This window comes from Oceaniovalibus sp. ACAM 378, assembly GCF_008085915.1.
In the GTDB taxonomy this organism is placed as follows: domain Bacteria; phylum Pseudomonadota; class Alphaproteobacteria; order Rhodobacterales; family Rhodobacteraceae; genus Oceaniglobus.
In genome coordinates this window covers 247,917-270,175 of the sequence record NZ_VSJK01000007.1, presented here as the reverse complement: position 1 = coordinate 270,175, position 22,259 = coordinate 247,917, and the positions used below count along the sequence as shown (strand labels likewise).

Genomic DNA, 22,259 nt, shown 5'->3' with positions numbered 1-22,259 from the left:
CGACGGGAGTATCAGAGCCTGTTTAAGACAAGGTTGATGTGGTCGTCCCATGTCCATAGTGCCTGATTTGCCGCGACGGTGTCGGGTCGTCTGTCCGAAGTATCCGCCGATCTTTTGCGGATTTCATTCGCCCAAGAATACATATCCCCTGTCGCAAGGCAAACAGGGATATCCCCAAGGAATTCGCGATATACTGAAAGTGGCGCGCACAGCACGGGTGTGCCCAAGGCTGCTGCCTCAAGCGGGGGCAGACCAAAGCCTTCGGCAAGGCTGGGAAACAGCATCGCGCGGGCGTGCTGCACCATTGCGGCGACCTGTCCGTCGGTCATATCGCCATGTTCGGTTATCCGGGGATTGCCCCTGTCGAGCCGGGCAAAGACCGCGTCGTTGTTCCAGCCGCGCCGCCCGAGGATAAAAAGATCGGGAATCTCGTCGGGTGGCAGGGTCGCCGCGAAATGATCCCAGATATCCAGCAAAAGAGCGTGGTTCTTGCGCGGCTCGATGGTGCCGACGGTGACGAAATAGGGCCGCTCGGGGATTGGCATATCCGGATCCGGGCGTGGCGGGGCGATGGCCAGACGGGCGGTCAGCAGGGGCGGGGTGCGCCCGGTTGCGACCGTGTGCCGGGCGATATCGGCCGCCGTCGCGTCGGAATTGGCAAGGATGATATCGGCATGGCGCGCAGCGGTGGCCAGCTTGCGCGCAAAGATCTCGTGGCTGCCGGGGCGTTGGTACTGCGGGAAATCCAGCGGAATCGTGTCGTGGATCAGTACCGCAATCCGCGCGCCGGTGGACTTCAGCGCGGTCATCACCCGGTCGTCCAGATTGCTGTGCCCGGTGTTCAGGTACAGCGTGCCGGGGGGCAGGTGTCGTTTCAGCATCCGGCCCAACCCGGGCCGAAGACAGCGGGCACAGGCAAGGCGGCGCAGATCCGATTCAGCAGCTTGGCGGGGCCGGGACAGGCGGCGCGACAGGTGGCCGACGAGATCGCGGCGTCCCCATAGCGTGCGCCCTTCGATCCGCGCCACCAGCGCCGCCATGCCCGCACGGTCCAGCAGGGTAAAGCCCGTCGCGGTGCGGTTCAGCGCGAACAATTTCCCGCCGCGTGCCAGCAACCCCCGCGCCCAGGCCAGTTCGACCCGGTCCACCCCGGTCAGCGGTCCGTGCCCCGTGCGACTGACCAGCCGCGTCAGATCGAGACAGCGCGCGGCATCGTCAGACGCAGTGTCAGACACCGTATTCGCCAGATTCGTGCCACCGCCAAGCATCCGCGATCATCGTTTCCATGGTCGAGCGTTTCGGCGTCCAGCCCAACTCGTCACGCGCGCGCCGACTGCCCGACACCAGCGCGGTCGCATCGCCCGGGCGGCGTTGACCTTCGGTCACCGGGACGGCGCGGTTGGTGACGACGGCAGAATGATCGACCACCTCGCGCACCGAAAACCCCGACCCGGTGCCAAGGTTGAACACCCCGCTGCCCTTGCCCGCCCGCAACCAGTCAAGCCCCAGAACATGGGCATCAACCAGATCGGAAACATGCACATAGTCGCGGATGCAGGTGCCGTCGGGCGTGTCGTAATCTGTACCGTGAATCGTCAGTTGCGCCCGCTTGCCCTGAATCGCCTGAAGCATCAGCGGAATCAGATGGGTTTCGGGAACATGGTATTCGCCGACCTCGCCTTCGGGGTCAGCGCCTGCCACGTTGAAATAGCGGAAGATCACGTGGTTCATGCCGTGACTTGCGCCAAAACCCACCAACATATCTTCGATCGCGCGTTTCGATGCACCATAGGCGTTGATCGGCATCTGAGCGCAGGATTCATCCAATGTGACGCCGTCCTGTTCGCCGTAAGTGGCACAGGTGGAAGAAAACACCATGTCGCGACAACCGGCGGCCAAAGCGGATTCAATCAGGTTCAACGACCCGCCGACATTGTTGCGCCAGTATTTTCCGGGGTCGCGCATGGATTCGCCGACATCGGAAAATGCGGCGAAATGCATCACGGCATCTATGGAATGATTGGCAAAGGCCCGGTCAAGACCGGCGCGGTCCAACAGGTCACCCTGTTCAAAGGGGCCAAATTTCACGGCCTGTTGCCAGCCTGTCGACAGGTTGTCGAAACAGACCGGCACATGGCCCGCCTGTTTCAGTGCCTTGCAGGCATGGGCGCCGATATACCCGGCGCCTCCGGTGACCAGTACTGTGGACATCTGCGCCGAGCCTATTGCGCGGCTTTTTGACTGGACACCAGCTCGTTCAGATAGGCCGAAAATTCATCGCGCAGGTCTGGGCGCGACAGGCCAAAGGCGACAGTCGCCTGAAGGAACCCGGCTTTCGATCCGCAATCGAAACGCTGACCGCGAAAGCGCAGCCCGAAAACGCCGTCTTCGCCGCCGATCTCGCCTGCGATGGCGTCGGTCAGCTGGATTTCTCCTCCTGCACCGCTCTTCATCTTGTTCAGCGTGTTCAGCACCTTGGGCGTCAGGATATACCGTCCGATCACGGCAAGGTTGCTGGGTGCATCTTCGGCTTTGGGCTTTTCAACCATACCCTTGACGCGGACCAGTGATCCCATGTCTTCGGACACGTCGAGAACCCCGTAAGCGCTGGCTTTTTCAGGTAGAACCTCCATCGCGGCGACCATGTTGCCGCCGGTTTCCTGATACGCCTCGACCATCTGTTGCAGGCAGGGCTTTTCAGCAGCGATCACATCGTCAGGCAGGATAACAGCGAAAGGTTCGTTGCCGATCAGGCGACGGGCGCACCAAACGGCATGACCCAGCCCCAGCGCCTTGTGCTGACGGATATAGGCAATCGCGCCACTGTCCATGTTGGTGTCGCGCAATTCTTCGAGCATCTCCAACTTGCCCTTGTTCAGCAGCGCCGTTTCAAGTTCGGGCGCGTGGTCGAAGTAGTCTTCCAGCGCGGATTTGCCGCGCGACGTCACGAAAATGAACTCCTTGATCCCGGCCGCACGGGCCTCGTCGATCGCGTATTGAATCAGGGGGCGATCCACCAGAGTCATGATCTCTTTCGGGATCGACTTTGTTGCGGGCAGAAAACGCGTGCCCAATCCCGCGACTGGAAATACTGCCTTTGTCACCTTGCGCCGCATGATCTCTCCTTACAAAAAAGTTTTATCGACAATGACACGTTTTAAGTGTTTTCGCCAAAAAATCTAACCGGTGTTAGCGTCCAAATACTCCGATATGGTCACAGGCGCCATGTCAAACTGTTATTGTCGTTATCGGCTTTCGTTCTGGGGCGTTCCCTGTCGATCGCAAAGGCGTTCTTTTTCGCGGTGCACACGGTCAGCCCGGGTGATGGCAATGAACGCCGGACTGTCGCGCAGGGATCGTCCATGGATACCGCCGGTTTGCCACCAGATACCCGGCTGTCTGAATTCCACCCGATGATACAAGGCGGTGCGTGACAGTTGCAAGGCGGTGACGATTCTGCCCTGTGCCCGCAGAGCCGCCGCCTGTTCGCGCAACCGCGCACCATTGCGAATTCCGCCTGAAAGGACCGTCGCGCCAGTGGGACGAAAACTTGGCGGAAGCGGCATGAAATCCGGCGGGGGCGGCAGGTCTACGGATTGCGAGACCCGGACGGTGGCAAGTCCGTCGTGCAGTGTGGCGATCAACCGGCGTACGTCCCGCGGTTCCAGCGTGCCGCGCTGCATCAGGCGCAAGAGGCGCGCCCGTTGTTCGGTCAGCAGCCCGGTGCGGGCGGTCGCATGTTCGATAGCGGGCAGGTGCTTTTGCCAGAACGCGCGGCTGCTGGCGCCGATATCGAACAGGGTCAGCGGCGCGCGGTCGGGGCGGCGGCGGGGCGAGGCGGCAAAGCCGTGGTGAACCAGCGCACGCGGAACCAGTGTGGTGCGGTGGCCGCCTTTGGTCAGTCGCAGGCACAGATCGGTTTCATCGAGATAAAACGCGAAGGCCGGGTCGAACCCGCCAAGCGTCGACAGGACCGTGCGCCGGATCGCCATATTGGTGCCCTCCAGCTTGACCGCATGACCGTGCCGCAGGGCGGGTTGCTGGGGTGAATTCCCTGACATCGGCAGGGCAATCGCGACGCCTGAGGCATCGACCTGACGCGCCGTCCACTGAAAAGAAATTCCGTTCCGCCCGATCACATAACCGCCCGTCGCGTCTGTAGTGGGGTCGGCAAAGGGGGCGCAAAGATGGTCCAGCCACCCAGGTTCGGGCACGGCGTCGTCATCGATGAAGGCGATGATGTCACCGCCGGACGCGGCGATGCCTGCGTTGCGCGCGGCCGAGATGTTCGGTTCGGCAAAGGGCACAATGCGAATATGCGGCCCGACCGCGTGGCGCTGTGCCGCCGCCACCCCGGCAGGGTCGGCGACGACGACGATTTCAAACGCCGGGTGATAAAGTTGCGACAACCCGGTCAGGCAGCGGGACAGGGCATCGGGCCTGTCCCGGCTGACGACGACGACGCTGACCCGCATCCCGCCGCCCTGCAATCAGGCGGGTTTCAGCGCCACGTCGGGCGAATAGGCGATGAAGAACGGGTTGGCATAGTCGGCCTTGCCATAGGTCAGCGGCGTATGGTCGTCGAACCGCACGACACGTCCTCCGGCACCGGTCAGCACGGCATGTCCCGCCGCTGTGTCCCACTCCATCGTCCGGCCCACGCGGGGATAGATATCCGCCTCGCCCGTTGCAATAAGGCAGAACTTCAGCGACGATCCGGCGCTTTTCATGTCTTTGACGGCATATTTCGAGATGTAATCGTCGGTCGCCTGATCGCGGTGGGATTTCGACGCGACAACCATCAAAGCGGTATTGTCGGGCGCCGAGACGGACATCGGCGTGGTGTCGCCCGGCGTGGCCTTGTCAAAGGTGCCTGTTTCCTCGACCGATTGTCCGTCGGCAGTGGTATAGAACAACCGCCCCTTGGCTGGCGCATAGACCACGCCGCGCACCGGCACGCCGTCTTTGACATAGGCGATGTTGACGGTGAAATCGCCGCGCCGTTGCACGAATTCCTTGGTGCCGTCGAGAGGATCGACAATCAGGAAGGTCGTCGCTTTGAGCTCGTGGGACTCCGACTGTTCCTCGGTGATCAGGGGCACGTCGGGAAAGGCCGCGCGCAACCCGGCCGAGATGATCGCATCGGCCGCTTCGTCGGCCTCGGTCACCGGGCTGGAATCGGATTTCGATTTTACCTCGAAACTGTCGGAGCCATAGATTTCCATGATCTTGTCGCCAGCTTCCAGCGCCAGTTTGCGCATCACCTGCGTAAGTGTATCAAATTCCACGGGACCTGTCCTCTTTTCGCCTGAATCGGTATATAGCTTTATGTCTAAGTTGCGCCCCTTATGGTCGGGGGGCAGGGAAACGGCAAGTTTTCCATGCTATATCATTTGCATGGGCAGGCTCCGCGGTCGGCGGGCAGATTCGGGACGGCACAATGTTCGAACGCCATCAGAGAGAGTCGTGGCTGTCTTCGGCAGCCAGCATCCTTGAGCTGATCTATCACAACACCGTGCGGTCGGTCAGAAAGACCCATTCAAACGCGCTGATGTCGATCCTGATCAACATTCTGCAAACCGTGATCTTTGTTGCGGCATTCTTTCTGCTGTTCAACGTTCTGGGGATGCGGGGATCGGCGATCCGCGGTGATTTTCTGATCTACATCATGTCGGGGATATTCCTCTATATGGTGCATACCAAAACCGTGACGGCGGTGCTGGGCAGCGAAGGGCCCGCGTCGGCGATGATGAAACACGCGCCGATGACCACCGCCGTTGCGATCAGTTCTGCTGCGTTGGGCGCGCTTTACGTGCAGGTTCTGTCGATGTCGGTGGTGATGTATTTCTATCACGTCATCTGGGGCCCGGTGCATATCTGGAGCCCGGCAGGTGCCTTCGCCATGGTGATGCTCGCGTGGTTTTCGGGCTTTGCCGTGGGGATGATATTTCTGGCGATGAAGCCCTGGGCGCCGCAGTTCGTCAACATCCTGTCGATGATCTATACCCGGGCGAATATGATCGCCTCGGGCAAGATGTTCGTCGCCAATAAGCTGCCGGCGACCATGCTGGCGTTTTTCGACTGGAACCCGCTGTTTCACGCCATCGATCAGGCGCGCGGCTTTGCCTTTATAAACTATGTTCCGCATAATTCGTCGATTGCCTATCCGGTCTATGTTTCTATTGCGCTGTTGATGCTGGGCCTGATGGGCGAATTCCATACCCGCAAACACGCCTCGCTCAGCTGGAGCGCGCGGCGATGATGCGGGCGCTTGTGCTGTTGGTCTGGCTGGCGGCGGGGCCGGTGTTGGCCCAGACGCTGCCCGCGTTGCATGACGTGACGGGCGTTGCCGCGAATGATGTTCTGAACCTGCGGGCGGAACCGAATGCGACAGCCGAGATCGTCGGCGCGCTGGCCCCCGATGCGCAAAACATCGAGATTGTGGCCGTGGACGAGTCCGCGAAGTGGGGTCTGGTCGGGCAGGGCGAAGGCGGGGGATGGGCCGCGCTGCGATTTCTGGCTCGGCAGGGCGGATCGGAAAGCGGGCAGGCGGGTGATGACAGACTGCCGTTGCCACTGGCCTGCGGCGGAACCGAACCATTCTGGTCACTGAAGGTGGCCGCCAACGGTGCGGTGACCTTCCGGCCAGTGGATGGCGCGATCCTCACCGCGCCCCTGTCATGGTCGGATCGTCCGGTGGGTCGATCCGGCTTTGCCTATGGCCTGACGGCGGCGGGTGGCGCGATCACCGGAATTGTCGAACGCCGCGCCTGTTCGGATGGGATGAGCGATCGTCCCTTCGGCCTGTCGCTGTTCCTGATCGTGACAACTGCTGGGCAACCGGCCCTTTACGATGGGTGTTGCAGCCTGTCACATTAGGGCGCAACCGCCCGCAGGGTGACGTTTACCCGCCCACCCCGGGGCAACAGGGTGGATGAGCCAAAGCGGATGCGATCCACCCCGTGATGTGCCAACCGTGCCGCGCCACCCATCACCACAACATCACCTGACGACAGCCAGATACTCTCGGTTTTTCCGCCGCGTTCGACATTGCCCATGCGAAACAGCCCCTCATCGCCCAGCGAAAGCGAAATCACGGGAAAACTGAAATCGCCCTCGTCGCGGTCCTGATGCAGACCCATGCGCGCCCCGGCCCCGTAAAAATTGATCAGGCAGCAATCGGGCGCGCGCCCGGGTCCCAGCGCCCGCCAGATCGACAGGATGCTTTCGGGGATCGGCGGCCACGGCGCTCCGCCGGGTTGATTGGGCTGATACCGGTATCCCTTTGTGTCCGAGACCCAGCCCAACCGCCCGGCGGCGGTCATCCTGACCGACATTGCCCGCCCGCCCGCCGTAACCGGATGAACCAGAGGCGCGGCGGCAATGACGCCCCGCAGATCGTCCAGCACCGCAGCCTGCGCCGCGCGGTCCAGCCAGCCCCGGTGAATGTGAAAACCGCGAATCGTAAGTGTCGCCGGTTCAGCCATTACAAACCTCCTGCATTCCGCGGACCTGGTGCAATCTTTGGAAACGACTCGGCATTTTGAGCCATTTCCCCTGTTCTCGCTGCTTGCAGCACAGAAATGTGAACCCTATATACCGCCTGACACCACGACGGGCACCCTGTTCCCGACAACACTGAACGGCCGCCGGGGGCCCTGAACCCGGAAGAACCATTGGGATCGCCGGGGACATGCCGCACCGCGGGTGGCCCCGCATGAACATCGCCTGAGAAGAGGACCACATAATATGGCCAAAGTCATAGGTATCGACCTTGGAACGACCAATAGCTGCGTTGCCATCATGGATGGCAGTCAGCCCCGCGTGATTGAAAACTCCGAGGGCGCACGCACCACCCCGAGCATCGTCGCGTTCACCGACGACGAGCGTCTGGCCGGCCAACCCGCCAAGCGGCAGGCCGTGACCAACGCAGAGAACACGATCTTTGCCGTCAAGCGTCTGATCGGTCGTCGTTTCGACGACGTCGCCCTGACCAAGGAAAAGAAGAACTTTCCTTATCACCTCGTCAGCGGCCCGAACGGCGACGCCTGGGTCGAGGTGCGCGGTGAAAAATATTCACCGTCGCAGATTTCGGCATTCATCCTGCAAAAGATGAAAGAAACGGCTGAATCCTATCTGGGTGAAGAAGTGACCCAGGCGGTCATCACTGTACCCGCCTATTTCAACGACGCCCAGCGTCAGGCCACCAAGGACGCAGGCAAGATCGCCGGTCTTGAGGTGCTGCGGATCATCAACGAGCCGACTGCGGCTGCGCTGGCCTATGGTCTGGACAAAAAAGAGACCAAGACGATTGCCGTCTATGACCTGGGTGGCGGTACGTTTGACGTCACCATCCTGGAAATCGACGACGGTCTGTTCGAAGTGAAATCGACCAACGGCGATACGCTGCTGGGCGGTGAAGACTTTGACATGCGGATCGTCAATTACCTGGCTGAACAGTTCAAAAAGGAAAACGGCGTCGATCTGACGAAAGACAAGATGGCGCTTCAGCGGCTCAAGGAAGCTGCCGAAAAGGCCAAGATCGAACTTTCGTCCAGCGCGCAGACCGAGATCAACCAGCCGTTCATCAGCATGGACCCAAAGGGCGGCCAGCCGCTCCACTTGGTCATGAAACTGACCCGTGCCAAGCTCGAGTCGCTGGTCGGAGATCTGATCAAGGCGTCGATCAAGCCCTGTCAGGCCGCGTTGAAGGATGCCAAGCTTACGATTGGTGACATCGACGAGATCGTGATGGTCGGCGGTATGACCCGCATGCCTCGCGTCGTCGAGGAAGTGACCAAGTTCTTCGGCAAAGAGCCGCACAAGGGTGTGAACCCGGACGAAGTGGTCGCCATGGGTGCCGCGATTCAGGCCGGCGTTCTTCAGGGTGACGTGAAAGACGTCGTTCTGCTTGACGTGACGCCGCTGTCTCTGGGCATCGAAACGCTGGGTGGCGTGTTTACCCGGCTGATCGACCGCAACACCACGATCCCGACCAAGAAGTCGCAGATCTTCAGCACCGCCGAAGACAATCAGAACGCGGTGACGATCCGGGTGTTCCAGGGCGAGCGTGAAATGGCCTCAGACAACAAGATGTTGGGCCAGTTCAACCTTGAAGACATCCCGCCGTCTCCACGCGGGCTGCCACAGATCGAGGTGACGTTCGACATCGACGCCAACGGCATCGTTTCGGTTGGAGCCAAGGACAAGGGCACCAACAAGGAACAGAAGATCACGATCCAGGCGTCGGGCGGTCTTTCGGACGAGGACATCCAAAAGATGGTCCAGGATGCCGAAGACAATGCCGAGGCCGATAAGGACCGTCGTGAACTGGTCGAGGCCAGGAATCAGGCTGAGTCGCTGATCCATTCGACCGAAAGGGCGATGGAAGAGCATAAAGACAAGGTGGATCCGACCACGATCGAAGCGATCGAACTGGCCATTGCCAACCTGAACGAGCAGCTCGAATCCGACGATGCTGGCAAGATCAAGGGCGGCATCCAGAACGTGACCGAGGCAGCGATGAAGCTGGGCGAGGCGATCTATAAGGCCGAGCAGTCGAAATCGGGCCAAGGTGATGGCGATGATGGCGGTGACGATGGCCCCTCATCGGTCGACGAAGATATCGTCGATGCCGATTTCGAGGATCTGGGCGACGACAAGCGCGCGTCGTAAGGCCGCTGTAACGAAGTTGGACCGGCCTGCAGCGGCAGGCCGGTTCCTGCGTTTGCGAAGGACATTACCGGATGGCGAAGCGCGATTACTACGACACTTTGGGCGTACCCAAAGGAGCGTCAGCGGACGAGATCAAGAAGGGATTCCGCCAGAAGGCGAAAGAACTTCATCCCGACCGCAACTCGGATAACCCGAATGCCGAGGCGCAATTCAAAGAGGCGAACGAAGCCTATGAAGTGCTGAAGGACGCCGAGAAAAAGGCGGCCTATGACCGCTATGGTCATGCGGCTTTCGAAGGCGGCATGGGCGGACGTGGCCAAAGGCCCGCCGGTTTCGGCGCGGGCGGACAAGGCGATTTCGCCTCGGCGTTCTCGGATGTGTTCGACGATCTGTTCGGCGATATGATGGGCGGGCGTGGCGGAGCGCGGGGTCAACGCGCTACGCGTGGCTCTGATCTGCGCTATAACCTGCGCGTCTCGCTGGAAGAGGCGTACGGGGGCCTGCAAAAGACAATCAGCGTGCCCACTGCCGTTGGCTGTTCCACCTGCAAGGGCAGCGGCGCCGAAGGCGGGGCCGAGCCGTCGATATGCCCGACCTGTTCCGGCATGGGCAAGGTGCGTGCGCAACAGGGATTCTTTACTGTCGAGCGGACCTGCCCCACCTGTTCGGGCGCGGGCCAGACGATCAAAAACCCCTGCGCCACCTGCCATGGTCAGGGAAGGGTGCAAAAGGAACGTTCGCTGTCCATCAATATCCCTGCCGGGGTCGAAACCGGCACGCGCATCCGCCTGTCGGGCGAAGGCGAGGCAGGGCTGCGTGGTGGACCTACGGGCGATCTTTACATCTTTATCGAAGTGACCGAGCACCCGCTGTTCCAGCGCGAGAACCAGCATCTGTTCTGTCATGTGCCGGTGTCCATCGTCGATGCGGCGCTGGGCGGTGATATCGAGGTACCGAATATCGATGGCGGGCGATCCCGTGTGAAGGTGCCTGCGGGCAGCCAGTCGGGCAAGCAGATGCGCCTGCGGGGCAAGGGCATGCCGGTGCTGCGCGGTGGTGGTCACGGCGATATGTATATCGAACTGGCGGTGGAAACGCCGATCAACCTGACCGGTCGCCAGAAAGAACTGCTGCGCGAATTCGACAAGCTGGGCGATGACAATAATCCTGCGTCTTCGGGCTTTTTCAAGAAGGTCAAAACCTTCTGGGATGGCATGAAGGGCTGACCAGCCTTTGACAAAAACGCGCGGGGGCAGGCATTACTTTGCCTGACCCCCGTGCGGTTGTATTGCGTGCAGCACCCGGGCGGTATAGCCACGCGCAATGCTGGCCATTTTCCTGAAAACCCTGCCGTTCTTTGCCGTGATCGCCTTGGGCTATCTGGCCGGACGCGCACGGTTCTTTTCGGCCGAGGCAACGGCCTATCTTACAAAATTTGTGTTCTATTTCGCCTTGTCGGCGATGCTGTTTCGCTTTTCCGCGAACCTGTCATTCTGGGAGGTTCTCGACTGGTCACTGATGCAGGCCTATCTTTTGGCTTCGGTGGCGGTCTATCTGCTGGCCACCTTGGTGGCTGTTGTGCGGCGGGTCGGGGTTGAAGAGGCCGCGATCGAAGCGCAATGCGCCGTGCTCGGCAATGTTGGCTTTCTGGGCGTGCCGATGTTGGTTTTGCTGCTGGGCGAAGCGGCGATCGGGCCGGTCATGTTGATTGTTGCCGTCGATATGATCTTCTTTGGCTCGCTGATCGTTATTCTAATCACGGGTGCCCGCGACGGGCGATTGGCATTTGGAATTCTGCGCACCGTAGGGCTGGGGATGATCCGAAATCCGATGATCGTTTCGGTGGTTCTGGGCTTTTCATGGTCCGCGATGGAATGGCCAATCCCGGCGCCGGTGAACGAATTTCTTGCGATTCTCGCCGGGGCAGCCACGCCCGGTGCCCTGTTTGCCATCGGTGCGTCGCTGGCGACGAAATCGGCGGAACGCGTGCAGGTGGCCGCCTGGCTGTCGTTCTGCAAACTTGTGCTGCACCCCTTGGCTGTGGCGTTTTGCGCGATGGTTCTGTTTTCGGTCGATCCGTTTACCGCCGGGGTTGCTGTGGCGGCCGCCGCTCTGCCTGTGGCTGGTAATGTTTATATTATGGCCCAGCATTATGGTGTCGCACCGCAACGGGTTTCTGCGTCGATCCTGATTTCCACGGCCCTGTCGGTTGTCACCCTTTCCTTGGTGATCGGCTGGATCGCCGGGGGCCTGCCGCCCGTGTGAACCCGGGTGAACTTGTGTCGCAAGCTCCGCCGGGATAGCCATGGATCAAACGGAGGATGCAATGAAGACGATTTCTGAGAATGCCTGTTTCGGCGGTGTACAGGGGGTTTACTCCCATGCGTCATCCGCCACCGGATGCGATATGACCTTTGGCCTGTTCCTGCCCGCCGAGGCACAGGACGGGCCGGTGCCGGTGCTGTGGTTTCTCTCGGGGCTGACCTGCACCCACGAAAACGCGATGACCAAGGCGGGCGCACAGGCCCACGCCGCCGATCAGGGAATCGCGCTGGTATTTCCCGACACTTCGCCCCGCGGCGACCGTGTCGCGGATGACGATACCTATGATCTGGGTCAGGGCGCCGGGTTCTATGTGAACGCGACCCAAGACCCATGGGCGAAAAACTTCCGCATGCGCGACTATATCACCGACGATCTGCCCGACGCTTTGTCGGCCTTTCCGCTGGATATGACGCGGCAGGCGATCACCGGTCATTCCATGGGCGGGCACGGGGCGCTGACTCTGGCCATGGGCCTGCCGGGGCGGTTCCGGTCGGTTTCGGCGTTCTCGCCGATCTGCAATCCGGTGGCATCGGATTGGGGCCGCAAACAGTTCACCGCCTATCTGGGCGCTGATGAGTCGACATGGGCCTCGCATGACGCCAGCCTGCTGATGGCTGACCGGGGGTTTGACGGGCCGCTGCTGATTGATGTCGGAACCAAGGATCAGTTCTACGACCTGCTGCGCATCGATACCCTGTCCACCGCCATCGCCAAGCGGCGCCAGCAAGGCACCGTGCGGCTGCAACCGGGGTATGATCACAGCTATTTCTTCGTCTCGACATTTATCGAGGATCATCTGGATTTTCATGCCGAGGCGTTGTGGCGCTAGCCGCCACACGACCGGAGTTGTGGCGGTAACCGCCGCACGACAGGGGTTGTGGCGCTAACCGCCGCACGACAAGGGCTTTGGCGCTAGCCGCCACACGACAAGGGCTTTGGCGGTGAGCGCCGTACAGAAATGGGTGTGGCGCTAAACGTCACACAGCAAAGGGTGTGGTGATAACATGATCTATGTCGATGCCGACGCCTGCCCGGTCAAGACCGAGGCGGAACAGGTTGCAACCCGGTTGCGGGTGAAACTGTTTCTGGTCTGCAATGGCGGGTTGCGCCCTTCGGCCAACCCGCTGGTCGAAACCGTATTTGTGCCCGACGGCCCCGATGTGGCCGATATGTGGATCGCCGATCGCGCGAAAGCCGGCGATGTGGTCGTCACCGACGATATCCCGCTGGCCGCCCGCGCGGTCGAAAACGGCGCCCGGGTGATCAAGCACAACGGCGAGGCGCTGACCCCCGCCAACATCGGCACGGTTCTGGCCACCCGCGATCTGATGACCGACCTGCGCGCCGCCGATCCGTTTCGTCAGGGCAGCGGGAAAGGCTTTACAAAGGCCGACCGGTCCCGTTTTCTTGACGCGCTGGACCGGGCAGTGCGCGCGGCACAAAGGGATGCGACATGACCGTTAACGCCGTGATCTTCGACATCGGCAACGTATTGATCGAATGGAACCCCGAGCGGCATTTCGATGGCACAATCGGCCCTGATCGTCGCAAGCGCCTGTTCGCCGAAGTCGATCTGCATGCGATGAACCTGTCGGTCGATCGTGGCGCCCCGTTCCGCGACTCTGTGATGGCGCTGGCTGACAGGCATCCGGAATGGGCGGCGGAAATCCGTGACTGGCACGACAGTTGGATCCATATGGTCAGCCCGGAAATGCCCCACTCTGTCCACTTGCTGCGCGCGCTGCGGGCCAAAGGCATCCCGGTTTTCGCCCTGAGCAATTTCGGCATCGACACTTTTGATCTGGCTGCGACACACTATCCGTTCTTTCACGAGTTTGACCGGCGGTATGTTTCGGGCCATCTGAAAATGCTGAAGCCCGAGCCTGAAATCTTTGCCCATGTGGAATCCGACTGTGGCTTGGCGCCCGAAACCCTGCTGTTCACCGACGATGTCGCTGAAAATATCGCCGGTGCTGCCGCTCGCGGCTGGGCCACGCATCTGTTCACCCACCCCCTTGGCTGGGCCGACCGGCTGGTTGCCGAGGGCCTGCTGACCCAATCCGAGGCTACCCCATGATCCGCCATATCGATTTCACAGAAGGCGACGCCGCGCTGGACTGGCTGTCGCTGACCGATGCGCTGGCCGCCGGGCACGCCCTGCCAAGGGCAGAAATCCGCGACAGTTTCCTGTATCGCGGCAAGGACACCATGCTGTCGCGCGCCGCATGGATCGACGGTCTGGGTATCGCGGTCAAGACGGCGACGATCTTTCCGGGCAACCCCAAGGCGGGCAAGCCGATGGTGAACGGCGCGGTCAACCTGTATGACGACGGGGACGGCACCCTGTCGGCGCTGGTTGATTTCCATCTGGTGACCAAGTGGAAAACGGCAGGCGACAGTCTGCTGGCCGCGCGTCACCTTGCGCGCAAGGACAGTGAGGCGATCCTCATCATGGGGGCTGGAACACAGGCACGCGGCGTCCTCGCAGCATACCGCGCCCTGTTTCCCAAGGCGCGTTTCACCGTTTGGAATCGCAGCGCCGCCAATGCACGGGGCTTTGCCGATGACACGGGCGCAAGCGTCGCGTCCGATCTGGAGACTGCCGTGCGCGCCGCCGACATCGTGATCGGCACAACCATGTCGACAGAACCGATCCTGAAGGGCGACTGGTTGCGCCCCGGTCAACACATCGACCTGATCGGCGCCTATCGCCCGGACATGCGCGAGGCTGACGATACCGCGATCACCCGCGCCGCCCTTTTCGTGGACAGCCGCGCCACCACGCTGGACCATATCGGCGAGTTGAAAATTCCGCTGGATCGCGAAACCATCACCCGCGAAGCTGTGCGCGCAGATTTTTATGATCTGCCCGGCGGCACCTTTGCGCGCACCGACGACGATCAGATCACCCTGTTCAAGAACGGCGGGGGCGCGCATCTTGACCTGATGACGGCGCGCCATATCCTCGATACCGTGAGCGCGGCGACATGATGATCCCGAGTGGTCTGCCCCTGACTTCCGGCCCTGCAACGTGAAACCACGTCCCGAACCCTCGCAATTTCTGCCCGGGCAACGGATACAACCGGACGCCAGATTGCGCGACGACCGGGTTCCGCCGGTCCGGCTGAAATGATCTGGCTGCTGCTCGTTCTGGGCGCGCTGCTCATTACCCCGTTGATCGCCGAGCGCCTGCGCCGTCCGCCACGCGAGGCGCTGCGCGCGTCGGGGTCAGATCACCAGCAGCCGCGCAATTTCGCCGATCTGCCCGGCGGGCGCACGCATTACCGCTGGATCGGGCCAGATCAGGGGCCGGTCGCGGTGTGCATCCACGGGCTGACCACGCCTCTCCAGATCTACGGGCCGATCGCCGAAGGATTGGCAGAGGCCGGTTACCGGGTGTTGTGCTATGATCTTCCCGGGCGCGGATATTCCGATCCGGTTCCGGGGCGGCAGGACCGCGCGTTCTTTCTTGCGCAGCTGAACGGGCTGCTGGCCGATCAGAACATCGGGCGGATCGAGCTGCTGGTCGGATATTCAATGGGCGGCTCCATCGCCACTGTGGCGACGGCCCTCGCGCCCGAACGGGTCGGGGCGCTGGTGCTGCTGGCTCCTGCCGGGCTGTTCCACAATGCCGGTTGGCTTGCCGAAACCCTGCGCCGTGTGCCGGTCCTTGGCGATGCAGTCATGCTGACCCTCGGCGGTATCCTCATGCGGCATCAGCTGCGACAGGGCGCTCACACGGCGCTCACCGCGTTGCAGATCGCCCAGACCCGGCAGCGCGGCTTCCTGCCGGCGGTTCTGTCGTCCCAGCGCCACCTGCTGGCCGAAAATATCGGGGTTGATCACCGCGCCGTGCGCGCGGCCGGAGTGCCGACACTGGCGGTCTGGGGACTGGACGATACGGTCATCCCGATTTCAAACATCGGGCGGCTGGCCGAGGTGCAGCGCGATGCGCGACAGGAAACCGTGTCCGGCGCCACCCACGCGATGCCGTACTCCCATCCCGGGGATGTTCTGGATCACATCGCCCTGTTCCTGTCGGAAATCTAGGCCGGCACAGCCGTTCCAGACCCGCGGCCATGTTTCTCCTTGCTCAAATACTCCGGGGGAATGCCTTGGCATGGGGGCAGCGCCCCCTTTCCGCCTGACCCTCAGCGCGCGGCGGCCCGTTGAAATGCGGGGCGGTCGCGCAGCCGGTCCATATAGTCGCGGAATCGTCTGTCCTCGAGCGGGAATTTTGCCGTCACCGCCCAGCTGCCGCAATGGACTGCGATGATATCGGCGATGGTCATCGTTTCACCCATCAGGAACGGCCCGTCGCCCAGCCGCTCTGACAGACGGGCCAGCGACGCCGCAAATTCGATCTTCAGCGGTTCTTTGATCGCGGGAACCCGCATTTCCTCGGGCAGGATGAAACTGTACCGTGCGGCGGTCCACAGCACCGAATCCAACTCGTCAAGCACTCGATGGGTCAGACTGTCCTGTTCCGCCCGCTCCAGCGTTCCGGCGGGAAAGGTGAAACTGCCATGCCGGTCGGCAAGAAAGGTCAGGATCGCGGTTGAATCGGCAATCGCCCGTCCTTCGGCGATCAGCACAGGGATCTTGCCCGAGGGGCTCACCGCCGTCACCTGTTCGGTGTGCGGATTGGCGGCGATATGCTCAAAATCGACGCCCAGTTCCTCAAGCAGCCAAAGCGGGCGCACGGCGCGGCTCTTGACGGTTCCAATCAGCGTATACATCAGCGGTTTCCAAGCATCGCAAGGCGGATCATCGTGCGTTCGACCAGCGCCATCGCCGGTGCGCGCGAGGTTGACCGCAGGGTCAGATCGGTGTCGGTTATCATCTTCAGCGCGGTTTCAAGCCGTTGGATTCCCCACCCTCGCGCCTGCCGGGTGATATCATTCGCACGGGGATGAAAAATGCGCGCGCCGGGATTGGCCGCGGCGCCGTGCATCAAGCGGAAATGCCGCGCCAGCCCGATGATCAGGGTGACGGCGTTCACGCCCTGGCTTTGCAACCGGGTCATCAGTGGACCGATGGCCTGTGCGCGGCCTTCGGCAACGACGGAGAGCAGATCGTCGACCGCCGCCTCGATTGAGGCGGGACCACAGGCCGCGACGTCGGCGCCGGACAGCGGGACGGGATCATCCAGCTTGTACAACGCGATCTTCTCCAGAAGCTGACGGAAATCACCGGGGTCGAGCTGTTCGGCCAGCGCGAACAGCGCTGCTTTACCATCCGCTGCAGGGGCAGGCAGGCCGGATTTCGCCAGTTCAGCCTCGATTTCCGCGGGGGTCGGCGGATTGTCATAGATGGCGATGGCGACGGCATTCAGGTGTTTTTCAAACAGCTTTCTGATCGGGCTGGTGGGCTTCAAATTGCCTGCCGTCACCACGATCTGTGCATCACCGTCGCGCCATTCGGCCAGAGCGGCGGTGAGCGCATCGCCACTCCATTGGGTCGCATCCTCGACCAGCGCCACGCGAGCGCCGGGGAAGAAGCCTTGGGCCTTGATTGCGTCGATCAGTTGCGCGGGATCGGTGCGCAGATCACCCGCCGGTATGCGGGTCAGGCGCATTTCCTTGTCGCCGTCCGGGCCGATCAGCGCTGCGATGGCCTCTTGCCGTTTCAGCGCAACACGCATGGCATCGGCACCAAAGATCAACAGCCCGGCCCGCTTCGGATCGGGTTTCGCCAGATACCCCGCCGCTTCGCGCGCCGAGAGCTTCATTGCCGCCAGGCGGGAGACGTGGCGATCAGGCGCGCAACCAGTTGATCGGCCAGAATCACCATCAACCTTTCGCGCGCATCGCGTTTCGCTGTCAGGATCGACACCGTGTTGCCTGCGATAGAGCCGCGGGTATCGTCGAAAACCGGGGCGGAATAGGCGGTAAAGTTCCGTTCCAACCCGTCGGCGGCGACGCTGTCGTCATCGGTTCGGCGCAGAACCCAGGTCAGTTCGCCGCCCACCCGGTAGCGGGTGATTTCCTGATCCGGTGTGATGCCCAGACCGTCCTGCCCCAGTTTCAGGCTGGCCGACAGACGGTATTGCGGCGCATTGGCGCGGCCCAACCGTTCTTCCAGACGCCGGACAAGATAGTATCCTTCCTCGTCCGACGGGGCATCGACAGCGATGATGCCGCGCAACCCTTCGGCCACGCCGCCGGGGCCATAGGCGGGGGTGAATCCGCAGGCAGGCAGGGCGACAAGCGCCGCAAGAAAAAGGCGTTTAGATAACCACATTCACGATCCGTCCCGGTACGACGATCAGCTTTTTCGGCGCAGCCCCATCGGGCAGCGCCCGCATCACAACATCGCGCGCCAGCACCAGTTTTTCAACCTCGTCTTTGGGCAGATCGCGGGGCACCGTGATTTCATCGCGTCGTTTGCCGTTGATCTGGATCGGCAGGGTGACCTGATCGTCGATCAGCATCGCGGGGTCGGCCACCGGCCAAGGGGCGTTGGCAATCAATCCGGACCCACCCAGATGCGTCCAAAGTTCTTCGGCCAGGTGCGGGGTCATCGGCGACATGAGTTGCGCGAGGGTGCGTGCTGCGGTCTGGCGGGCGGCGCGGCCCGCAGCGGTTTTTTGCAACACGCTGGTGAAGGCATAGAGCCTTGCGACGGCGGCGTTGAACCCGAAGGAGTCGATGCTCATGGTGACGTCGTGAACCGTCTTGTGCATCTCGCGCAGCAGCCCCTCATCGGCGCCTTTCGGCCCCTCTTCGGGGGCGTCAGCGACGTCGGTGATAATCCGCCAGACCCGGGCGAGGTGTTTGGAGGCCGCTTCAGCACCGCTGGACGTCCATTCGACATCCCGTTCCGGCGGGCTGTCGGACAGCACGAACCAGCGGGCGGTATCGGCACCGTATTGCGCAATGATGTCCACCGGATCGACGACGTTGTTTTTGGACTTGGACATCTTGGCCGAAGGGATCACTTCGACCTCGCGCCCGCCCTCGATCAGAAACGCGCCGCCGTCGCGCAGTTCCACCTCTTTCGGGAAATGATAGTGCGGGCGTCCGTCGGGGCGTTTCGTCTGATAGATCGCATGGGTCACCATCCCCTGCGTGAACAGCGCGTCGAAAGGTTCGATCGCCTTTTCCGGCAGGTGACCACAGGCCTGCATCGCCCGGGCGAAAAAGCGGGAATACAGCAGGTGCAGGATCGCGTGTTCAACGCCACCGATATATTGATCGACGTTCATCCAATAGGCCGCATCATCCGCGTCGGTCGGCGTGGCCGCATGGGGCGCGGTGAACCGGGCGAAATACCACGACGAATCGACAAAGGTGTCCATCGTATCCGTCTCGCGCTGGGCCGGTTTGCCACAGGCGGGGCAGGGCACATCGCGCCAAGTGGGGTGCCAGTTCAGCGGATTACCGGGCCGATCAAAGGTTACATCCTTGGGCAGTTCGACCGGCAGATTTTCCTTCTTTTCAGGGACGACTCCACAGGCGTCGCAATGCACCACCGGGATCGGACAACCCCAATAGCGTTGCCGCGAAAGTCCCCAGTCGCGCAGGCGGAATTTTGTCACGCCATGACCCACCGCATTCGATTCGCAGAATGCGATGGCGGTGGTGATGGCCTCATTTCCCGTCTGCTCGGTTTCGCCGGCAAAACCGCGGACATAGACCACCGGTACGTCTTTGGCCGGCACAAAGGCATCGCCGCCATCTTCGGGAAGTGCGGTGCCGTCATCACTGGCGGGCGCAAAAGTAGAGATCACCGGCAGATCGTATTTGCGGGCGAATTCCAGATCGCGCTGATCATGGGCGGGACAGCCGAAAACGGCCCCGGTGCCGTAATCCATCAGGATGAAATTCGCCACATAGACCGGCAGTTCCCAAGCGGTATCAAACGGATGGCGCACGGTCAGCCCGGTGTCAAAGCCACGCTTTTCGGCCTTTTCCATATCTTCTTCGGCGGTGCCGGTGCGGCGGCATTCGGCGTTGAACGCGGCCAGATCGGCATTGTCCTGCTCCAGCCGTTTCGCCAGCGGGTGATCGGGGGATATGCCGACGAAGGACGCGCCCAGCATCGTATCGGGGCGGGTGGTGTAAACTTCGACGCGGTTATGGCCTGCGGGGCCATCGACCAACGAAAAGCTGAACTGCAAGCCGCGTGATTTGCCGATCCAGTTTTTCTGCATCAGTTTGACCTTGTCGGGCCAATGATCGAGCCGGTCCAGCGCCTCGAGCAATTCCTCGGAGTAATCCGAGATGCGGAAGAACCATTGGGTCAGCTCACGCCGTTCAACCGGAGCGCCCGACCGCCAGCCCTTGCCGTCTTCGACCTGTTCGTTGGCCAGAACGGTCATATCGACCGGATCCCAGTTGACCACCGCGTTCTTGCGATAGGCCAGCCCCTTGGCCAGAAAATCGAGGAACATGGATTGCTGCTGGCCGTAATACTCCGGGTCGCAGGTGGCGAATTCGCGGGTCCAGTCAAGCGACAGGCCCAGCCGCGCGAATTGGGTCTTCATGTTAGCGATGTTGCTATAGGTCCAGTCGCCGGGGTGAATGCCACGCTCCATCGCGGCGTTTTCTGCCGGAAGGCCGAAGGCATCCCATCCCATGGGGTGCAGTACCGCATGGCCGGTCGCCAGTTTGTACCGCGCGACAACATCGCCCATCGTATAGTTGCGGACATGGCCGATATGCAGGTTCCCGGACGGATAGGGAAACATCTCGAGCACGTAATACTTGGGCCGGCTGTCATCGCGGCGGGCGGTAAAGGTGCCGGCATCGTGCCAAGCCTCTTGCCATTTCGGTTCGATCTCGGCGGCGGAGTAGCGGGACATGGGCAGAAACCTCTGGAATTCAATGACGCGGTGCCCGGTCGCCATTGGCCGGAACGGGGCAGGGTTGTGATAGGGACTGGACGCGGAATCGTCCAGTGGGCACGGTGTTTCCCCGGTTCGTGCCTCACTTCTGCCGTGACGCCGGGGGATGTTGTCGTATAGCCTGAGCGCCAGATTGACCGACCCGACGAAGAAGACACCATGAACATACTGTTTCTGCACCAGAACTTTCCCGGCCAATTCAAACATCTGGCGCCCGCGCTGGCAGCCCGGAGCCATCGGGTGACGGCCCTGACATCGCGCGTCGAGAAGGCGCAGATGTGGAACGGGGTGCAGATCGTGCCCTATGGCTGGAAAGATCCCGAAGCGCAGGTGCATCACCCCTGGCTGACCAATCTGAACGGCGCAATGCACCGGGGCGCGGCGGTGTACCGGGCGGCGGAAGTGCTGGCGAGCCGGGGATACAGCCCCGATATGGTGATCGCGCATACCGGCTGGGGCGAATCGCTGTTCGTGCAGGATGTCTGGCCCGATGCAAAAGTCGGCGTGTTCAGCGAGTTTCACTATCAGCCCGCGGGGGCCGACATCGGGTTTGACCCTGAATTCGCGACCATCGGCGCGTTCGGCGAAGCGGCGCGGATGCGGATGCGCAACCTGTCCATGCGGATGCAGCTTGAGCGGGCGCATATGGCGCTGTCACCCACCGCATGGCAGGCGGGCACCCATCCGCCCGAACTGCGCGACAAGATCACCGTGGTTCACGACGGCATCGACACCGAAACGGCCAAGCCCGATCCGGCGGCGCGGCTTGCAATCGATGGCCTGACCCTGACCCGCGACGACGAGGTGATCACCTTCGTAAATCGCAATCTTGAGCCCTATCGCGGCTTTCACGTGTTCATGCGCGCGCTGCCCGAATTGTTGCGCCGTCGCCCGAACGCGCAGGTGGTGATCGTTGGCGGAGATGCGATCAGCTATGGCACGGCCCCGAGTGGGGGGGGGACATGGAAGGAAAAGATGCTGGGCGAGGTGCGCGGACAGATTTCCGACGCCGATTGGGCGCGGGTGCATTTCGTGGGCAAGCTGCCCTATAGCGATTTTCTCAGTCTGCTGCGGGTCTCGACGGTTCACGTTTATCTGACCTATCCGTTTGTGCTGTCCTGGAGTCTGATGGAATCAATGGCGATCGAATGCGCGATCGTCGCCAGCAACACAGCACCGGTGGCCGAGGTGATCACCGACGGCGAGACCGGGCTGTTGTTTGATTTCTTCGATGGGGCGGCGATGGTCGACCAGATCGAATCGCTGTGCCGCGATCCAGCGTTGCGCGCCCGGCTGGGCGCGGCGGCGCGGGCGCGGATTCTGGCGGACTATGATCTGCGGACGGTGTGTTTGCCCCGGCAGTTCGATTGGGTCGAGCGCTTGGCGCTCGCATAAAGGGTCGAACGTCTGG

Annotated in this window: 21 protein-coding genes; 11 read left to right on the top strand and 10 right to left on the bottom strand. The window is 61.9% G+C overall.

All coding sequences use genetic code 11. The features are described 5' to 3' along the window. Positions 1 to 11: 11 nt before the first annotated feature. From FQ320_RS11685 to cysQ, 5 genes are all read right to left on the bottom strand, one after another. On the bottom strand, positions 12 to 1,235 hold the full coding sequence (locus FQ320_RS11685; protein WP_187393872.1) for a glycosyltransferase family 1 protein: 1,224 nt from the start codon (positions 1,233 to 1,235) through the stop codon (positions 12 to 14). Further along, positions 1,228 to 2,211, bottom strand: a complete 984-nt coding sequence (gene galE / locus FQ320_RS11680) for a UDP-glucose 4-epimerase GalE (protein WP_148472390.1) — start codon at positions 2,209 to 2,211, stop codon at positions 1,228 to 1,230. Before galE ends, FQ320_RS11685 begins: the two co-directional genes overlap by 8 nt. Before the next feature lie 11 nt (positions 2,212 to 2,222). Next, positions 2,223 to 3,116, bottom strand: a complete 894-nt coding sequence (gene galU, locus FQ320_RS11675) for a UTP--glucose-1-phosphate uridylyltransferase GalU (RefSeq protein ID WP_187393871.1) — start codon at positions 3,114 to 3,116, stop codon at positions 2,223 to 2,225. A gap of 129 nt (positions 3,117 to 3,245) precedes the next feature. Beyond that, complete coding sequence (locus FQ320_RS11670; protein WP_148472387.1) at positions 3,246 to 4,475, bottom strand: glycosyltransferase family 2 protein; 1,230 nt, start codon at positions 4,473 to 4,475, stop codon at positions 3,246 to 3,248. Positions 4,476 to 4,490: 15 nt separating this feature from the next. Further along, a complete protein-coding gene (gene cysQ / locus FQ320_RS11665; protein ID WP_148472385.1) occupies positions 4,491 to 5,288 on the bottom strand; it encodes a 3'(2'),5'-bisphosphate nucleotidase CysQ in 798 nt (265 codons plus the stop codon). Between the two features lie 152 nt (positions 5,289 to 5,440). On the opposite strand from cysQ, the gene FQ320_RS11660 reads away from it, so the two are divergent. Together FQ320_RS11660 and FQ320_RS11655 are read left to right on the top strand one after the other, a co-directional pair. Continuing rightward, positions 5,441 to 6,262 (top strand): ABC transporter permease, encoded by an 822-nt coding sequence (locus tag FQ320_RS11660; protein WP_148472383.1) that lies wholly within the window; start codon positions 5,441 to 5,443, stop codon positions 6,260 to 6,262. Continuing rightward, positions 6,259 to 6,879: a peptide-binding protein gene (locus FQ320_RS11655; RefSeq protein WP_148472381.1), complete on the top strand. Its 621-nt coding sequence runs from the start codon at positions 6,259 to 6,261 to the stop codon at positions 6,877 to 6,879. Before FQ320_RS11660 ends, FQ320_RS11655 begins: the two co-directional genes overlap by 4 nt. On the opposite strand, the gene FQ320_RS11650 is transcribed toward FQ320_RS11655, so the two are convergent. Then, positions 6,876 to 7,487 carry an alpha-ketoglutarate-dependent dioxygenase AlkB gene (locus FQ320_RS11650; RefSeq protein ID WP_148472380.1) on the bottom strand — a complete coding sequence of 204 codons (612 nt, stop codon included), beginning with the start codon at positions 7,485 to 7,487 and terminating at the stop codon, positions 6,876 to 6,878. The genes FQ320_RS11655 and FQ320_RS11650 overlap by 4 nt on opposite strands. A 241-nt stretch (positions 7,488 to 7,728) precedes the next feature. Between FQ320_RS11650 and dnaK the strand changes: the two genes are divergently transcribed. From dnaK to FQ320_RS11610, 8 genes are all read left to right on the top strand, one after another. Continuing rightward, on the top strand, positions 7,729 to 9,675 hold the full coding sequence (gene dnaK / locus FQ320_RS11645) for a molecular chaperone DnaK (protein ID WP_255509477.1): 1,947 nt from the start codon (positions 7,729 to 7,731) through the stop codon (positions 9,673 to 9,675). Between the two features lie 71 nt (positions 9,676 to 9,746). Beyond that, positions 9,747 to 10,901 carry a molecular chaperone DnaJ gene (dnaJ, locus tag FQ320_RS11640; RefSeq protein ID WP_148472376.1) on the top strand — a complete coding sequence of 385 codons (1,155 nt, stop codon included), beginning with the start codon at positions 9,747 to 9,749 and terminating at the stop codon, positions 10,899 to 10,901. Between the two features lie 97 nt (positions 10,902 to 10,998). Next, entirely contained in the window at positions 10,999 to 11,940 is a 942-nt protein-coding gene (locus tag FQ320_RS11635) for an AEC family transporter (RefSeq protein WP_148472374.1), read from the top strand. A gap of 61 nt (positions 11,941 to 12,001) precedes the next feature. Beyond that, positions 12,002 to 12,829, top strand: coding sequence for an S-formylglutathione hydrolase (gene fghA, locus FQ320_RS11630; protein ID WP_148472372.1), 828 nt, complete (start codon positions 12,002 to 12,004; stop codon positions 12,827 to 12,829). Between the two features lie 175 nt (positions 12,830 to 13,004). Beyond that, a complete protein-coding gene (locus FQ320_RS11625; RefSeq protein ID WP_148472370.1) occupies positions 13,005 to 13,457 on the top strand; it encodes a YaiI/YqxD family protein in 453 nt (150 codons plus the stop codon). Then, positions 13,454 to 14,077 carry an HAD family phosphatase gene (locus FQ320_RS11620; protein WP_148472368.1) on the top strand — a complete coding sequence of 208 codons (624 nt, stop codon included), beginning with the start codon at positions 13,454 to 13,456 and terminating at the stop codon, positions 14,075 to 14,077. The genes FQ320_RS11625 and FQ320_RS11620 overlap by 4 nt, the downstream gene beginning before the upstream one ends. Continuing rightward, complete coding sequence (locus tag FQ320_RS11615; protein ID WP_148472367.1) at positions 14,074 to 14,991, top strand: ornithine cyclodeaminase family protein; 918 nt, start codon at positions 14,074 to 14,076, stop codon at positions 14,989 to 14,991. The genes FQ320_RS11620 and FQ320_RS11615 overlap by 4 nt, the downstream gene beginning before the upstream one ends. A 138-nt stretch (positions 14,992 to 15,129) precedes the next feature. Beyond that, positions 15,130 to 16,050, top strand: coding sequence for an alpha/beta fold hydrolase (locus FQ320_RS11610; protein ID WP_148472365.1), 921 nt, complete (start codon positions 15,130 to 15,132; stop codon positions 16,048 to 16,050). A 101-nt stretch (positions 16,051 to 16,151) separates the two neighbouring features. On the opposite strand, the gene FQ320_RS11605 is transcribed toward FQ320_RS11610, so the two are convergent. The 4 genes from FQ320_RS11605 to leuS are packed head-to-tail and all read right to left on the bottom strand — an operon-like array spanning position 16,152 to position 20,806. Beyond that, on the bottom strand, positions 16,152 to 16,739 hold the full coding sequence (locus FQ320_RS11605) for a glutathione S-transferase family protein (protein WP_148472363.1): 588 nt from the start codon (positions 16,737 to 16,739) through the stop codon (positions 16,152 to 16,154). Further along, on the bottom strand, positions 16,739 to 17,731 hold the full coding sequence (holA, locus tag FQ320_RS11600; RefSeq protein WP_148472361.1) for a DNA polymerase III subunit delta: 993 nt from the start codon (positions 17,729 to 17,731) through the stop codon (positions 16,739 to 16,741). Before holA ends, FQ320_RS11605 begins: the two co-directional genes overlap by 1 nt. Continuing rightward, entirely contained in the window at positions 17,728 to 18,243 is a 516-nt protein-coding gene (gene lptE, locus FQ320_RS11595) for an LPS assembly lipoprotein LptE (protein WP_148472359.1), read from the bottom strand. The genes holA and lptE overlap by 4 nt, the downstream gene beginning before the upstream one ends. Further along, positions 18,230 to 20,806: a leucine--tRNA ligase gene (gene leuS / locus FQ320_RS11590; protein WP_148472357.1), complete on the bottom strand. Its 2,577-nt coding sequence runs from the start codon at positions 20,804 to 20,806 to the stop codon at positions 18,230 to 18,232. The genes lptE and leuS overlap by 14 nt, the downstream gene beginning before the upstream one ends. Before the next feature lie 201 nt (positions 20,807 to 21,007). Between leuS and FQ320_RS11585 the strand changes: the two genes are divergently transcribed. Continuing rightward, positions 21,008 to 22,243: a glycosyltransferase gene (locus FQ320_RS11585; protein WP_148472355.1), complete on the top strand. Its 1,236-nt coding sequence runs from the start codon at positions 21,008 to 21,010 to the stop codon at positions 22,241 to 22,243. Positions 22,244 to 22,259 lie beyond the last annotated feature (16 nt).

Bases quoted from the DNA above. Each gene is read 5' to 3' on its own strand.
- FQ320_RS11615 (WP_148472367.1), top strand. From the start codon at position 14,074: ATGATCCGCCATATCGATTTCACAGAAGGCGACGCCGCGCTGGACTGG.
- galE (WP_148472390.1), bottom strand. From the start codon at position 2,211: ATGTCCACAGTACTGGTCACCGGAGGCGCCGGGTATATCGGCGCCCAT.
- FQ320_RS11585 (WP_148472355.1), top strand. From the start codon at position 21,008: ATGAACATACTGTTTCTGCACCAGAACTTTCCCGGCCAATTCAAACAT.
- FQ320_RS11610 (WP_148472365.1), top strand. From the start codon at position 15,130: ATGATCTGGCTGCTGCTCGTTCTGGGCGCGCTGCTCATTACCCCGTTG.
- FQ320_RS11635 (WP_148472374.1), top strand. From the start codon at position 10,999: ATGCTGGCCATTTTCCTGAAAACCCTGCCGTTCTTTGCCGTGATCGCC.
- FQ320_RS11620 (WP_148472368.1), top strand. From the start codon at position 13,454: ATGACCGTTAACGCCGTGATCTTCGACATCGGCAACGTATTGATCGAA.
- FQ320_RS11655 (WP_148472381.1), top strand. From the start codon at position 6,259: ATGATGCGGGCGCTTGTGCTGTTGGTCTGGCTGGCGGCGGGGCCGGTG.
- galU (WP_187393871.1), bottom strand. From the start codon at position 3,116: ATGCGGCGCAAGGTGACAAAGGCAGTATTTCCAGTCGCGGGATTGGGC.
- FQ320_RS11625 (WP_148472370.1), top strand. From the start codon at position 13,005: ATGATCTATGTCGATGCCGACGCCTGCCCGGTCAAGACCGAGGCGGAA.
- FQ320_RS11660 (WP_148472383.1), top strand. From the start codon at position 5,441: ATGTTCGAACGCCATCAGAGAGAGTCGTGGCTGTCTTCGGCAGCCAGC.
- leuS (WP_148472357.1), bottom strand. From the start codon at position 20,806: ATGTCCCGCTACTCCGCCGCCGAGATCGAACCGAAATGGCAAGAGGCT.
- FQ320_RS11670 (WP_148472387.1), bottom strand. From the start codon at position 4,475: ATGCGGGTCAGCGTCGTCGTCGTCAGCCGGGACAGGCCCGATGCCCTG.
- FQ320_RS11650 (WP_148472380.1), bottom strand. From the start codon at position 7,487: ATGGCTGAACCGGCGACACTTACGATTCGCGGTTTTCACATTCACCGG.
- dnaJ (WP_148472376.1), top strand. From the start codon at position 9,747: ATGGCGAAGCGCGATTACTACGACACTTTGGGCGTACCCAAAGGAGCG.
- lptE (WP_148472359.1), bottom strand. From the start codon at position 18,243: ATGTGGTTATCTAAACGCCTTTTTCTTGCGGCGCTTGTCGCCCTGCCT.
- fghA (WP_148472372.1), top strand. From the start codon at position 12,002: ATGAAGACGATTTCTGAGAATGCCTGTTTCGGCGGTGTACAGGGGGTT.
- FQ320_RS11605 (WP_148472363.1), bottom strand. From the start codon at position 16,739: ATGTATACGCTGATTGGAACCGTCAAGAGCCGCGCCGTGCGCCCGCTT.
- holA (WP_148472361.1), bottom strand. From the start codon at position 17,731: ATGAAGCTCTCGGCGCGCGAAGCGGCGGGGTATCTGGCGAAACCCGAT.